At 40.5% G+C, this 15,349-nt stretch carries 9 protein-coding genes; 5 read left to right on the top strand and 4 right to left on the bottom strand.

Annotated elements, in window-relative coordinates:
• Window positions 1–5: 5 nt before the first annotated feature.
• The 4 genes from acs to AC3WVG_RS04865 all read right to left on the bottom strand — a co-directional run bounded on the left by acs (window position 6) and on the right by AC3WVG_RS04865 (window position 6,011).
• Window positions 6–2,111, bottom strand: a complete 2,106-nt coding sequence (acs, locus tag AC3WVG_RS04880) for an acetate--CoA ligase alpha subunit (protein ID WP_488797056.1) — start codon at window positions 2,109–2,111, stop codon at window positions 6–8.
• A gap of 207 nt (window positions 2,112–2,318) precedes the next feature.
• Complete coding sequence (locus tag AC3WVG_RS04875; RefSeq protein WP_252381500.1) at window positions 2,319–3,242, bottom strand: manganese-dependent inorganic pyrophosphatase; 924 nt, start codon at window positions 3,240–3,242, stop codon at window positions 2,319–2,321.
• A gap of 889 nt (window positions 3,243–4,131) precedes the next feature.
• The gene (locus AC3WVG_RS04870; protein WP_252381501.1) at window positions 4,132–4,596 is read right to left on the bottom strand and encodes an ACT domain-containing protein; all 465 of its coding nucleotides are present in this window, start codon (window positions 4,594–4,596) and stop codon (window positions 4,132–4,134) included.
• A 104-nt stretch (window positions 4,597–4,700) separates the two neighbouring features.
• Window positions 4,701–6,011 carry a phenylacetate--CoA ligase family protein gene (locus AC3WVG_RS04865; protein ID WP_252381502.1) on the bottom strand — a complete coding sequence of 437 codons (1,311 nt, stop codon included), beginning with the start codon at window positions 6,009–6,011 and terminating at the stop codon, window positions 4,701–4,703.
• A 470-nt stretch (window positions 6,012–6,481) separates the two neighbouring features.
• Here AC3WVG_RS04865 and murA point away from each other — a divergent pair, with 470 nt between their 5' ends.
• The 5 genes from murA (at window position 6,482) to AC3WVG_RS04840 (ending at window position 14,502) form a co-directional block, all read left to right on the top strand.
• On the top strand, window positions 6,482–7,732 hold the full coding sequence (gene murA, locus AC3WVG_RS04860; protein ID WP_252381503.1) for a UDP-N-acetylglucosamine 1-carboxyvinyltransferase: 1,251 nt from the start codon (window positions 6,482–6,484) through the stop codon (window positions 7,730–7,732).
• Between the two features lie 306 nt (window positions 7,733–8,038).
• Window positions 8,039–9,685, top strand: a complete 1,647-nt coding sequence (locus tag AC3WVG_RS04855; protein WP_488797055.1) for a methyl-accepting chemotaxis protein — start codon at window positions 8,039–8,041, stop codon at window positions 9,683–9,685.
• 305 nt (window positions 9,686–9,990) lie between these two features.
• Window positions 9,991–10,455, top strand: a complete 465-nt coding sequence (locus AC3WVG_RS04850) for a cytochrome c family protein (protein ID WP_488797054.1) — start codon at window positions 9,991–9,993, stop codon at window positions 10,453–10,455.
• A 60-nt stretch (window positions 10,456–10,515) separates the two neighbouring features.
• A complete protein-coding gene (locus AC3WVG_RS04845) occupies window positions 10,516–12,216 on the top strand; it encodes a methyl-accepting chemotaxis protein (RefSeq protein WP_488797053.1) in 1,701 nt (566 codons plus the stop codon).
• 18 nt (window positions 12,217–12,234) lie between these two features.
• Complete coding sequence (locus AC3WVG_RS04840) at window positions 12,235–14,502, top strand: methyl-accepting chemotaxis protein (protein ID WP_488797052.1); 2,268 nt, start codon at window positions 12,235–12,237, stop codon at window positions 14,500–14,502.
• The last annotated feature ends 847 nt before the right edge of the window (window positions 14,503–15,349 follow it).

The following is a 15,349-nucleotide window of genomic DNA, read 5'->3' as shown; positions in this document are numbered from 1 at the left end:
ATTTCTTAAGCCAAAGTCATCCGCACGTCAGCCACGATAGCCCTTTCATTATTAACCAAAACAGGATTGAATTCTGCTTCAAAAATTTCCGGAAAGTCCATGGACAATTGGGACATGGTCAGAAGGATGTTTTCTAGCACCTGGAAGTTTATGGCTGGTTCTCCGCGAAAACCTTTGAGCAGCATGTAGGACTTGACTTCCCGAATCATGTTCCGGGCATCTTCCCTGGTCAAGGGGGCCAGGCGAAACGAAATATCTTTTAAGACTTCAACATAGATACCACCCAAACCGAACATGATTAGCGGACCAAACTGCTCGTCCCGCTTAAACCCGACAATTATTTCTTTACATCCTTTCGGAGCCATTTCCTGAACTAAACAACCTAAAATGTATGCGTCTCGCCTCAGTCGTTGTGCCCTGGCAGTGATCTCTAAAAAAGCATTGCGTACTTCTTTCTCATCTTTTAGCTCAACTTTAACTCCTCCCACATCGGTTTTATGTGAGATGTCCGGGGAAGCAATTTTTAAAACTACGGGAAAACCAATTTGAGCAGCAAATTGACAAGCTTCATCACTTGAACGAGCAAGTAAGGTTTTTGGAATTGGTAGATTATATGATTTGAGAATTTCCTGTGCTTGAAACTCTACAATTTCATTTTGTCCCAAGTCTCTTGCCTTTTGGATGACCTTTTCTGCTTGGGCTTTATTTCTGGGCAACTCAACAGGGAGAGGGCAGGGATGTGTTTTCCACCGATAGTGCTTGTACATAGCCTCGATGCTTTTTATTGCTGGCTCAGGAAAGGCATAGCAGGGCACGCCACCATCTTGGAGAATTTTTTGGCCGACGGACACTCGATTTTTGCCCATAAAGCATGCAAAGATAGGCTTGTTTGCTTTATGAGCGATGTAAACAATACCTTTGCTGATTTCTTCGATCTCATCTGCAGCCTTTGAGGTGGGGCTAAGCAAAACCAGAATAGAATGGATATTTGGGTCTTCGACTAGTGTCTTGAGGGTCCTGATATACCTCTTGGCGCCTGCGTCTCCGATAATATCAATTGGATTATATAAAGATGCATAGGGAGGGAGAAACTCTTGCATTTTTTTTACAGTGGAAGGAGAGATAGAGGCCATGTGTAAAGATGACTTTTCACAGGCATCAGCTGCCATAATTCCAGGGCCACCAGAGTTGGTCAGGATGGCTAGATTGGCGCCTTGCGGCAGGGGCTGATTAGAAAAAGCCTGGGCCAGATTGAACAAGGTTTCAACATCGTGGGCCCTGATAATTCCGCTTTTTTGAAACGCTGCACTATAAGCTTGATCAGAACCGGCAATGGCTCCGGTGTGTGAAGAGGCTGCCTTTGCCCCGGCAGCTGTTGTTCCGGATTTGATAATTATAATTGGTTTTTTAAAGCTTACGTTTTGGGCTAGCTTGATAAATTTTGAACCGTCGCAGACATTTTCTATATAACCCAGAATGACCCTGGTCTGATCATCCTGGCCTAGATAGGCAATCATGTCTGCCTCATCTAAAACAGCTTTGTTACCTAAACTGATGAATTTGGAAAAACCTATGTTTTCCCCAAAAGCCCAGTCCAGAATAGCCACGCATAAGGCACCTGACTGAGAAAAAAAGGCAATGTTTCCCTGTTTAGGCTGACCTGCTGCAAAAGACGCATTGACGAGTCCATGTGGGTTGATCATGCCCAAACAGTTAGGACCAAGTAGGGCTATATTATACTTGCGAGCAAGTTGAATTAACTTTTCTTCCAGATAGTATCCTTCTCTTCCAACTTCTTTAAACCCTGCGGTTATGACGATGGCAGCATTAGTTTTTATACGTCCCAGCTCTTCTATAGCTGAAATGACAAATTCTCTGGGAATACAAATTACAGCCAGGTCGAGTCCTTTAGGCAGGTCTTTGATATTTTTAGTTACCTTTAAGCCCAGGATTTCGTCAGCCTTTGGATTAACAGGGAAAATTTTTCCTTTAAATCCAGCTTCCAACATGTTTTGAGTAATGGAGTAACCGATTTTGCCAGGGGTGTTGGAAGCACCGACAATAGCTACTTGCCTGGGGTTAAAAAGGGGGTGTAAAAAATTTTCATTCATTTTGGGCTAAATTTATAGTTTTAGGTTTAATTTTTGAAAATCAAACTAGCGCATTCATGTCATCAATGCAACTTACATGAGAGCTTTAGAAAAAAGAGCCTTAATGAAGGCGCTTCGTTATGAATGACGGGTGTTGAATATGGTTTTATGCCAAAAAAAAATCCCGGCGCTGACCGGGATTTTTTTGGTAAATGATAAGTCTTTGACTTAGCCTGCGAAGGCTTTTTCAAAGTTAGGCACTACTTGTTTCTTACGGCTCATAACTCCTTCCAGCCATACAGAGTTGCCTTCCGGAGCTTTGCCAAAGGCCTTTTCTACCACGGAAACGTCATCAGATACAATAAGCATCTCAGAACCTTCTTTCATAATGTCTGTAAGCAGCAAGAAGACTGAGTGACGGCCACCTTCTTCTTTGGCCTTTTTCATTTCTTCGTAAAGGGCATCTTTGACTGGTTCTAAAATGGATAAATCAACGACTTCCAATTGACCGATTCCGACCTTGTTGCCACTCATATCAAAGTCTTTATAGTCTCTGAACAGCAGGTCTTTAGCAGGTGTACCTTCTACAGCAGATTTGACCTTGAACATTTCCATGCCTAGCCCCATAAGATCGTCTACGCCAGCGATTTTAGCCAAAGCTTCGGCAGCTTCCTTATCCTTGTCTGTACAGGTGGCGGACTTGAAGATGACTGTGTCACTTAAAATGGCGCAGAGCATGATGCCGGCGATATTTTTGGGTATTTCAACACCAAAAAAATCATACATAGATTTAATAACTGTACATGTGCAACCAACAGGCCAGATCCAGCACTCTAAGGGGTTGGGAGTAGTCACATCGCCTAATTTATGGTGGTCAATTATGCCCAGAATTTCAGCTTTTCCTAGATCATCCAGGCTTTGAGCCAGATCAGAATGGTCAACTAAGATTACCTGTTTGCCTTCACCGGAAGAAATGATTTCCGGAGCATCAAGACCGAACTTATCCAAAACAAATTTAGATTCAGGATTGAGTTCGCCCTGAGCAGCAGCAACTGCCTCTACTCCTAATTTGCTTTTTAAATCAGCGACAGCAATGGCAGCGCAGATAGAATCGCTATCCGGATTTTTGTGACCAAAAACATACACAGCCATGATTTACCTCCTAAAATTATATTAATTTTTTCCCTTAACAAGCATTGATTGTGCAAAATAGCACAAGTTTAAATGTCTGCCAAGTTAAAAATAAAAGATTTTCTTGAAAAAGGCCCCCTAATCTATTAATTTTTTGACATTTTTTGTCTCGGTAATCTTTGCTTGTGCAAAATAGCACAAGTTTGCATCCCTGCCAAGTCAAAAATAAGAGAATTTCTCGAAAAGTAGTCGAGGGTCAGATTTGGGCTAGTAGAGTCTGTGAGCAAACCCTATTTAAGAGGACAATTTTTCATAATTTTTTTCAATCCTGATTTCTAATCTGGTAGTCAAAATGGGGGTTGGCCACAGAGTCATACTAGTTTGGTAAATAATTTTTTGTGCGTGCATATCTATTCAGATCAGAGCTAAAAATATGGGATTGCTTGCTTGGAAATAGATTAAGGGGGGATTTATGATTGGAGATAGACCAGTGAACTCTATAGAGCCTGTGGGCAAACCCTATTTTAACTGCTGGTTGAAAGTCTTGGTTTCTGAAATGCATTACAAATGGCTTGGGTAACCCAATCTTAGTGATGCTTGCGGAAGAACAGAACATCGGGATGAATGGGCTAAATAGTTTGTATACTGACCATAACTATCGATAATAAAAGACTATTTGTTTACCCGAAGTATCCCATTATGCTCTGTCCGCAAGCAAGCTTTAGATGGGTCCAAGTCTTTGTACCAGCATGAAAGAAGCCAAGACTGAAATAAACCATGGAAAATGAGTTGATAAAAAGGTTAGGTCACAGGTTCTATAGTTGCAGGAGCATGGCATGCCATGCCCCTTTTCGACCAGCGTTTCTCGTCAGGCTTGTTTTTTAAAAAACAAATAGGGCTTATACTCTATTCAACTCATATCTCTTCCTTTTGTCACACTATCTTGCATACTATACAATTCTTTGCCCGGAACAATACGCACTCCATGTTCCTGGAAAATTTTAATGGCCTCATCAGTGCGGTCAAAACGGAAGATCAGAACAGCATTTTTGCCGTTTTGTTGCACAAAGGCATACATGTATTCGACATTGACCCCGTTTTCACTGAGTAGGGACAAAATTTTATGCAATCCACCCGGCTTATCTTCTACTTCTACTGCTACTACATTAGTCCGCCCAACTGTAAAACCGTCATCTTTCAGAGCTTTTTTGGCCTTTTCGTAGTCACTGACAATAAGGCGTAGGATACCGAAATCCGAGGTATCAGCCAGTGATAGGGCACGGATATTTATTCCTGCCTCAGCCAAAGTTTTGGTCACATCAGTCAATCTTCCTTCTCTATTTTCTAAGAAAACAGAGAGTTGCTCCACTTTCATTTTTTAACCCTCCATATAAGTTAATAGCTGATAAAAATTTAGTGTGAACATGAGTGAAAGAGAAAAGGCCAAGTGCTTTAGTCATATATTTAGCCTGTTTTAGTTCACTCTTCGCTTTTTTTTCTTCGGTCAATAAGACGTTTGGCTTTGCCCTCGGAGCGCGAAATTGTTTGCGGCTCAACCAATTTGATTCTGGCAGTGACACCAAGAAATTCTTTTATATTAGACTGGATTTTCTTTTCCAGCCTTTGCAGGTGCTTGATTTCATCAGAAAAGAGCTTTTCATCCACTTCCACTTGGATTTCGAGAGTATCCATGGTTCCTTCCCGATCTATTATCAATTGATAATGAGGAGCCAGTCCTTCGGTTTCTAATAAGATACTTTCAATTTGAGATGGAAAGACATTCACCCCGCGGATGATGAGCATATCATCACTACGTCCTTTTATCCTTTCAATTCTATAATGAGTTCGACCGCATTTGCAAGGAATAGGATTGATGCGGGTGATATCTCTGGTACGATAACGGATTAACGGTTGGGCCTCTTTTGTCAGGGTAGTTATAACCAATTCACCTATTTCACCCAGGGGCAGATTTTCTCCGGTTTCCGGATCGATAATTTCAGCAATAAAGTGGTCCTCCCATATATGCAAACCATCCTGAGCCGTATGACATTCAATGGCTACCCCTGGTCCCATTATTTCTGATAACCCATAAATATCAATGGCTTTTATGCCAAATTTGTTTTGTATTTCATTACGCATTTCTTCGGTCCAGGGTTCCGCCCCAAATATACCGATTCTGAGTTTTAAATCGCGGACATCAATGCCATTAGCAATGGCAGTCTCGTAAAGATAAAGGCTGTAGGATGGTGTACAGCAAAGCACTGTGGAACCAAAGTCGCGCATGAGCATGACTTGCCTTTTAGTTCCACCTCCGGAGATAGGGATAATTGTTGCCCCTAATACTTCTGCACCATAGTGGGCTCCCAGGCCACCGGTAAACAAGCCATAGCCATAGGCATTGTGGACAGTATCCGCTCTGGTCACCCCGGCAGCGACAAAGGACCTGGCCATTAAGTTGGCCCAATTATTTACATCGCGCTGTGTATATCCAACGACAGTAGCCTTGCCGGTAGTGCCTGAAGAAGCATGGACCCGAACCACATTTTCTTTGGGCACGGCAAAGAGACCAAAAGGATAGTTGTTTCGCAGATCCTGTTTTTCAGTGAAAGGAAGATATTTTAAATCGGATAGACTTTTAATATGCTCGGGTTTAATATTTAACTCAGAAAATTTTTGCCGATAAAAGGGAACATTATAATAAACTTTTTCCACAAGATACCGCAAACGTTTTAGCTGTAACTGCTCCAACTCATCCCGGGGTAGAGTTTCATTTTGAACGTCATAGATCATTTTTGCTCTCCTTTTCTTCGTTTTCTTGTTGATTTTCCTGCAAAAATTTTGTTTTTGCAGTAGTTTACGTTGTGATTAAAAAAAGTTATGTTCGGTGACAATTAGTCGCTGATGATTTTTTTGCCTGCAGATATGTCAAAACAACTCAAAATTCAATATACAAATTTATAAGAGCACGGTCTCATTCATTCAGTTCTATACGGAGATTGTGTAAAAAAATAAAGTAAAAACAGATAGTTATATTCAAGTAAGGAGGGTGTTGTCTTGTGAAGATAACAGGTCTTGAAAGGTTTTTCACCCAAGCCCGTTAAGGGTGATGTGTAAAATTTTAGATTTTGGATTATTTTAGAAGGACATTTGTTAATTTTTTGCTTGCTTAATCTGAGCGTTGAATTTTGAACTTATTTTAACTAGATGGGATTTATTGGCTCAGTAAACTTAGAAAACACAACAAACTCAAAAGTACGTAAATGAAAAAATTAATTATTGAAGGCGGCTTGCCTTTAAAGGGGAGAATAAGAATAAGCGGGTCAAAGAACGCGGCTTTACCCATTTTGCTGGCCTCAATTATGGTTGAGGATGGGGTGGAATTGAGTAATGTACCCAACTTAAGGGATATTAATACAACTATTAAGCTCTTGTCCCTGCTCGGATGTACTGTTGAACAAGAGCAGGAGCGGGTTAAGATAAAACCTCAAAAATTGCTTCCAGAAGCCCCTTATGACTTGGTGCGGACAATGCGGGCCTCAGTCCTTTGCTTGGGGCCACTATTGGGCATTTTGGGACAGGCAAAAGTTGCCCTTCCCGGAGGTTGTGCCATCGGAGCCAGACCGGTTGATTTGCACTTGCGCGCCTTGGAGCAAATGGGAGCAGAGTTTGAGCTGGAATCCGGCTACATCATTGGCCGGTGCCAGAAATTAAGAGGTGCACATATCCACTTTGATTTTCCAACTGTAGGAGGAACAGAAAACCTACTTATGGCCGCCTGTCTGGCTGAAGGGGAGACAATATTGGAAAATGCAGCCAGAGAACCAGAGGTGGTTGATCTGGCCAATTTTTTAAACAAATGCGGGGCCAAAATATCTGGACATGGAACAAGTATAATCAGAATTCAGGGAGTATCCAGGCTGTCTAGCTGCAAATACAGGATCATGCCTGATCGTATTGAAGCTGGTACCTATATGGTTGCAGCAGCTATAACCGATGGAGAGCTTTTCCTGGAGGAATGTCCATTTAATGAATTGGATGCAGTAGTCTATAAATTGAGAGAAATGGGGGTTTGGATTCAGGAAGGCAAAAGTGGAGTACTGGTCCGTAGGTTCGCTCCTTTAAGCGGTGCAGATATTGTTACCCTTCCTTTTCCTGGTTTTCCTACGGATATGCAGGCTCAGATTATGGCTTTAATGAGTATTGCCGAAGGGTCTAGCATGGTCAAAGAAACCATTTTTGAAAACCGGTTTATGCATGTTCTGGAATTGGTCAGGCTGGGTGCTAAAATAAAATTAAGTGGACAAAGTGCTATTGTCCGCGGAGTTAAGGAGTTAATTGGCGCCCCAGTCATGGCTTCGGATCTGCGCGCCAGTGCCTGCCTGGTCTTGGCCGGGCTGGTAGCCAAAGGACGGACAGAAGTGCACAGGATATACCATCTGGACAGAGGATACGAAAAAATGGAGGAAAAACTTTCCTTAGTTGGGGCGCGTATTTGGAGAGAAGAAGCTTAAAAAGTTTATCGTGAAATATCTCATTTCTTTGTAAGGGTCGCCCTACCAGAATGTTAGCTTTTTTGTAGTTGTTCGATATTTTTCATTTTGTCCTTGACAACAATAATCATCCTTGGATTATTGGCATTTTAATCGTACTGGAAAAGTTGGATCCCCAAAGGCTTGCCTAGATAATTTTGCGTTACGAATTATTTTCTGACACATTATTAGGCTAAAATATATATTTATTTTTTCGATTTTTTGGGTAAAAATTTATAGAATAAACCTTTAACCAGTTTTTAAAATTATAATTGGAGGAGCATCCGTATGAGTTTGAAAATTAAGCACAAATTTTTACTGGTAATGTTGGTTATTTTTTCCATACCACTTTTTATGTTTGTCGCCACCTCTTTTATCAACTCCAAACAAAAAAGTGACGGACTGGTGATCAATTTGGCCGGAAGGCAGAGGATGCTAACTCAGAAGATGAGTAAAGAGATTTTGCATATTGTTTACAATATGAAAGAAGCAGGACGTGTGGATGAATCTCTTGTAAGGTCTCTCAAAAATACTATTGAGCTTTTTGATATTACTTTGACTAGTCTAATCGAGTCTGGACCTGCTCCGGTCACCTTGGATCCTAATGGAGAGAAAAGGATGCTCCCCTCGGCTAAAGAGCCTGTAGCCAGTCAGCTAAAACAAGTTAAACAATTATGGATGCCGTTTAAAAAAGAGTTGCAGAAGGCCTTAAAGACATCTGATCCAAAGGCTGTTCAATATATTTTAAAAAATAATATTCCCTTGTTAAAAGCCATGAACCAGGCGGTAGGTTTGATGCAGGATCAGGCAGAGAAAAAAGTAAAGCTTTTGTTTTATGTTGAAGTCCTAGGAGTATGTTTGGGCATTTTAATAATACTCTTTACTTGGATCTGGATTAATAAGTCTATTTCAGGGCCTATTACTATGGTAGTTGAGTTCGCACAAAAGATGGCCAATGGAGACTTTACCCAGAATCTAACCATCAAGCAAAGAGATGAATTAGGCGACTTGGCCGAAGCCTTGAATGAAATGGCTAAAAATTTACGCAATATATTTAATAACGTCTTTCAAGGGGTGCAGACTCTTACCTCTTCTTCTACTGACCTTTCTTCTATATCCACCATGCTTTCTTCTGCAGCCGGGCAGACTTCTGAGAAAGCACAAATGGTGGCTGCTGCAGCAGAAGAGTTAAGTGCAAATATGTCTACTTTAGCTACCTCTATGGAGCATGCCTCAAATAATATAACCACTGTGGCCACGGGTACAGAGGAAATGAGTCTAACAATAGATCAGATAGCCCAAAATACAGATAGGGCCAGAGAAATCACCACGAAGGCCGTGGAGCAAGCCCAGACAACATCTAGCAACGTGGGAGAGTTGGGTAAAGCAGCTCAAAAAATCGGAGAAGTTATCGACACTATCAATATGATTTCTAACCAGACCAATCTGTTGGCTCTTAATGCGACCATAGAGGCGGCACGGGCAGGCGAGGCAGGTAAAGGATTTGCTGTAGTGGCTAACGAAATTAAAGACTTGGCCAGACAGACCTCTGAGGCGACTGAAGATATAAATCAGAGAATTCATGCTATTCAGGAGTCAACCAATAATGCAGTGGACGACATTGAACAGATTTTAATGGTAATCAATGAAGTAAACGAGATAGTCTCGACCATAGCCGCAGCTGTCCAGGAACAAACCACCACGACCAAAGACATGGCTGAAAATATCAGTCAGGCAGCAACAGGTATCCAAGAAATTAATGAAAACGTGGCACAGAGTTCGTCTGTTTCCGGTGAGATCGCAAGGGATATATCTGACGTGTATAGCCGGGCCGAGGAAATAGATAATAGTAGTAGTCAGCTCAAGAACAGTTCTGAAAAGTTGCTTGATTTGGCAGAAAATTTACGGTCCTTGATTGAGAAATTTAAAATATAAATTAGACCAGCCAAGATTTTCTATGTCTCTTTTGTAAAAAATTACTTCCTAAGTTGAGTGATTTTTTATTTGGCTTTGTATTAAACACAATGGAATAAAAGTACATTTTGAGCCAGCGATTTTAACCCAATGGGAGAGATTGCCACGGGCAGCTTCGCTGCCCTCGCAATGACAATCTCGCCCCTGGTCATTGCGAGCGAAAAAAAGTGGAGCGAAGCAATCTCAAAGTTTATAATGCAAAAAATCGCTCAACTTAGGTGGTTTTTAGTTCATTAGATTTTGATTAGATAAGAGGGGCTTTTATAATGAGAAGAAAAGCGAAACTTTTTTTCATAAGCTTGGTTGTACTTGCTTTGCCTGCTGTTACCTGTTTTGCCGAAAATAATTCTTATGTAGGTTCGGCCAAATGTGGGGAATGCCACGAAGATGAATATAATAAATTTACTACTTATTCTAAAAAATCCAAGTCCTGGCAAAGTATAGAGATCATGGCCTCAGACTTAACTTCTGAAGAAATTGAAGGATGTTATCAATGTCATACAACCGGGCACGGCCAGCCAGGAGGATTTGTCAATATAGAACAAACCCCTCATCTTGCTGATGTAGGTTGTGAGACCTGTCATGGCCCGGGCAAGGCCCATGTAGAGGCTGATGGTGACCCGGAACTTATCAAAAGGGATTTAACAGAGAAGGACTGTACTCGCTGTCATAATCAAGAACGGGTACAGACATTTGATTTCCGGCCTTTGATTTGTGCAGGGGCACATTAATATCAATGATAAAACGAAGATGAGAAGTTAAGAAAGTTAAATAAAGTTGAACAGTTAACTTTGAACTTGAATAATAAAAAAGGGACTATGATGTTTGGCTTCATAAGGCAACGCCTCAATATAAAAATTTTACTCTTGATTAGTATGATGTCTCTGCTGGTATTTTCCGCATTGATAACTTTTATAACATATCGACAAAAGGCTGCTTTAATAAATCAAATTAGCTTGTCCTGTACCCAAGAAGCTGAATTAATGAAGCTGGCCATTGAAAAACCTATGGTTGTCGGTGATGATAAAGGTACCAAACATGAATTTAAAACACTTGCTCAAAAAGACAAGAAAACTTCTATTTATTTAACCAACTATAAAGGTAACATAACTTACAGTACAAACCCTGATGCAGTGCGCAAAGATTTTATTTCCCTTTACCCCCAAAAGGATATCACCGCTCTAGTTGCCTCTGGATTAAAAGAAATTAAGCAATCTAGCCTTATGACACGAGTTAAGAATCAAGACTATTTCATTAAAACTATAACTATTAAAAACGAGCCAAGCTGTTATCATTGTCATGGAACGACTCAACCTATTCTAGGTGAGATGATTGTTATGCAAGATATAACTGATACCATGACCAATATTCAAAACCAACTATATAAAATCGTACTCATTTCTCTGGCGGGCCTTTTTCTTTTAATAGCGGTTATCTGGTTTTTTATTAAAAAAGTGGTTGTCAATCCAATCACTAACGTTGCAGACGCTCTAAAAGAGATAGCTCAAGGTGAGGGAGACCTCACAGCACGTATTGAAGTTCACAGTCAGGATGAGATAGGAAGATTAGCTCAGTACTTTAATGGTTTTGTGGAGAATCTCCAAACAATGATTAAAGATATTGTCGGCAACACTCGGACTTTAAATTCCTCATCTACAAATTTGTCTCAACTTTCTGTACAGATTTCTTCTGAAACTGAAAATATGTTAAATAAATCAAATATGGTAGCTGCTGCCTCTGAAGAAGTAAGCTCGAATATGAATTCTGTAGCTGCAGCCATGGAGCAAGCTTCTACAAATATAAGTTTGATTGCTACCGCTGCTCAACAGATGTCCGAAGCTATTAATGAGGTTGCGGAGCAGACAGATAAAACCCGGACAATTACCTCCCAGGCAGTTTTGCAAGTTGAAAGTGCATCCGGGAAAATAGAAGAGTTGGGCAGGGCGGCACAGGAAATTACTACTATCACCGATACCATCACGGCCATTTCTGAGCAAACTAATCTCCTGGCTCTAAACGCCACTATTGAGGCTGCACGTGCGGGAGATGCCGGTAAAGGATTCGCTGTTGTCGCCAATGAGATCAAAGAGTTGGCAAAACAGACAGCTGCCTCCAGTGAAGAGATTAAAAACAAGATTGAGGGCATTCAGGCTTCAACTAAAGGAACTGTTTCTGAAGTTGCTGAAATTTCACAAGTTATTAAAGAGGTGAACGAGGTTGTTTCGTCCATTGTAGAAGCTTTAGATAAACAGGCTGTGACTACTAATGAGATAGCCTCTAATGTTTCCGAAGCCTCTTTGGGTGTTCAAGAAGTAACGGAAAATGTAGCCAAAAGTTCTGTAGCTTCTTCAGAAATCTCCAATGAGATAACCGAAGTGAATCAAGCAACGAATAAGTTGTCTGATATGAGTGCACAGGTAAATTTAAGCGCTAAAGAGCTTCTAAACTTAGCTAGAAAGTTAGATGAGCTTGTAGGAAGATTTAAGATATAGCCAATAGGGAGAAGCAGTATGCTCACAAAAGTAAAATTTACGACTAAGCTGTTTGTTGGCGTATTGTTGATGTTTCTGGTGGCACTACTCTGTGTTAGTCTGATTAATTTATATCAAGTTAAAAACAATTTTTTCAGGATGGGTGCATCGTCTCTTAAGTCTATTTCTCAGGCGGTTTATAATACGCTAAAAATGCAAAACGATCTGACTCAGGAAAAGTTAAAAACAGATTTGGCTTTAATGGACAAAGATTTAAGTCTGTTGGGAGATGTTTATCTGGATAAAAGCCGGATGATAAGCATGACTATTGTCAATCAGGTGACCAAGCAAAAGGAAGATGTTTTTATCCCGACGTTGAAAATAGGTCAGATGGTCATGAATGATAACTTTGAAGTTGTGGACAAAATAAAACAGCTTGTGGGTGGTACAGCAACTATTTTTCAAGTTTTGCCCGGAAAACTTTTACGTGTTTCAACCAATGTGAGAAAGTTAGATGGTTCAAGGGCTGTGGGCACTTATATCCCTTCAGATAGTCCAGTTTATAAAACTGTTATGAGCGGAGAGACTTTTTATGGTCGTGCATATGTAGTAAATGATTGGTACCTTACGGCCTATAAACCTCTTCGTGATAATACTGGCCAGATCGTTGCTGTTATTTACGTGGGCCGAAAAATTTTAACCCCTCAGCTAAGGTCTTTTTTTCTTGATACAACCGCAAGTTGTGAAGGCACAGTTTATGCCTACAATTCCAAGGGCACGATTCTTATCCATCCCGATACAAAATTGCAGGGAAAAAATATCTTTTCACTTTCTTTTGGCAATGCCTTTTCCAAAAACAAAAACGGTTTAATCGAGTATGAGGATAATGGACTGAAAAAAGTCAGTTTTATTCGTTATTATAAGCCATGGGATTGGTACTTAGGTGTGGAACTGACTCGGTCTCAAATGCTTCAGGGACTTGGTAAAAAAATAGTTCTTAGCAACATTATTGTTTTCTTGGGAGCATTAGGAATCGGCTCACTCTTATTATGGTTCATCATGCGCACTATCATTAAGCCTTTAAACATTTTGGCAAAACAAAGTGAGCAGATAGCTCAGGGCGATTTTCAGGTTCAATTTTCCTATGAGGCAAATGACGCTATTGGCAATCTTACCCGTTCTTTTAAAGTAATGATTGAAAATTTTAAGGCCATGCTCAAGGAGATTGCAGATGGCGTTGGTTCGTTATCTGCCTCTTCCTCGGAACTAACTTTAATTGCTGAGGAAATAAACAAAAATGCAGAGCAGACATCCTCCAGGGTTAATCTTGCGGCAACCGCTGCTGAGGAGATGAGCGTCAATATGAATTCTGTTGCCGCGGCTATGGAACAGGCTTCAACCAACATAAATACTGTGGCCACAGCATCTGAAGAGATTAGTTCAACCATTTCTGATATAGCCCAGAAAACTTCCAAAGCCCAAAATGTGGCCAACAGTGCGGTGGCCAAAGCTTCAGAGGCTTCGGAGCGAGTGAATGAGCTTGGTCAGGCAGCCAGTGAGATTGACAAGGTTACAGAAACCATTACGGCTATTGCAGCTCAGACCAACTTGTTAGCCCTAAACGCTACCATTGAGGCGGCCAGAGCAGGTGAGGCCGGAAAAGGATTCGCTGTAGTGGCTAATGAGATCAAAGAGCTTGCCCAGCAGACAGCCAAAGCTACTGAGGAAATTAAACTTAAGATACTTAGTATCCAGCAAGCTACTGGTATGACTGTTCAGGAGATTGAGGATATAAGCGCAGTAATTAAAGATATTGACGAGATCATAACGAGCATTGCTGCAGCAGTTGAAGATCAATCTGTTATGACTAAAGAAATTGCCAATAATATTGGCGAAGCAGCGGTAGGCATCTCCGAAGTGACTGAAAATGTAGCAGAAAGCTCATCAACAGCCGAAACCATTGCCCGGGATATTGCTGAGATAAATAATACAACCTCAGCCATGATCAGTTCTAGCAGCAATGTTCTTTCATTTAGTCAAAATCTTTTAGCTCTAGCTGACAGATTAAATCAGTTGGTCAAACAATATCAGTCAGCTAGAGGTGAAGAATTAGAGTGCGAACTACTGAAAAAATGTGGCTTTTTTAAAAAATACGCAGGCTCCAATGAGATTTTGCTCAAAGGTTTTATTAATACATATTGCAAAGGGACAAAAATGGATGAGTGCGAGCGTAAAAAATACCGCAAAAAACATGGAACTCCTCCTCCTGACGATATGATGCCCAATGGAAAGATGAGAAATGAATAGCTAGTTAGAAGAAAGAGGGGCAGTTCGCGAACTGCCCCTACAACCGCCAGCCCGTTTACCCTTTTCACTCTCCAAGCCTTCCCTTATGAGTCTGAGGCCAACCCTTACTTAAGGGGACAATTTTTCATAATTTTTTTCAATCCTGATTTCTTTCAAGCTGGTGCAAATGCCTGGACCCAGCTAAGGCTTGCTTGCGGGCAGAGCATAATGGTCCACTTGGGATAAATGAACATCTTTTTATTGTCGATAGTTATGGCAAATAGTCCCAAATATTTAGCTTTGTCACCCCGATGCTCTGCTTGTCCGCAAGCTTTGCCAAGATGGCTTACCCAGCCCTTTGCAATGCTTTCAAGAAACCAGGATTTCTAATCTGGTAGTAAAAATGGGGTTTGGCCACAGACTCTTCTAACCTCTGCGCAACATCATATTTCATTATTCCATTTTTAGAGCTTTCTCTTACCTGGTTCGTCTCTTTTTTGCAAAAAAGTTGATAAAATTATTTTAAACTATGTTTATCTTTTTTAAGAAAAAAAATAAATATGTATCGATAAAGTGTTACAAAGAATGAAATAATATTAAAAAATACATTATTATCAGCTTCCCCAATAGATTGAAAGGGTAGTTATTGAAGAAAGCGATTAGTAATTTTTATTTATGCATTTTTTCTATTTATATTATCTATTTGAATAAAAAAAAATGATTTGACTTTTCAGGCGCTAAAGATGTTTACGCAATGAAAGATAAAATGATCAAGCCGGTTACAATTTGGTAATTCCATTCTTTTTTGTTAATTTAAGGAGGTAAAGATGGCCAAGGTAGGAGTGTATGTATGTCATTGCGGCACGAA

This window comes from Desulfovulcanus sp. (genome assembly GCF_982781345.1).
The sequence above is the reverse complement of the archived record's forward strand: the minus strand, read 5'-3'. Positions and strand labels throughout refer to the sequence as shown.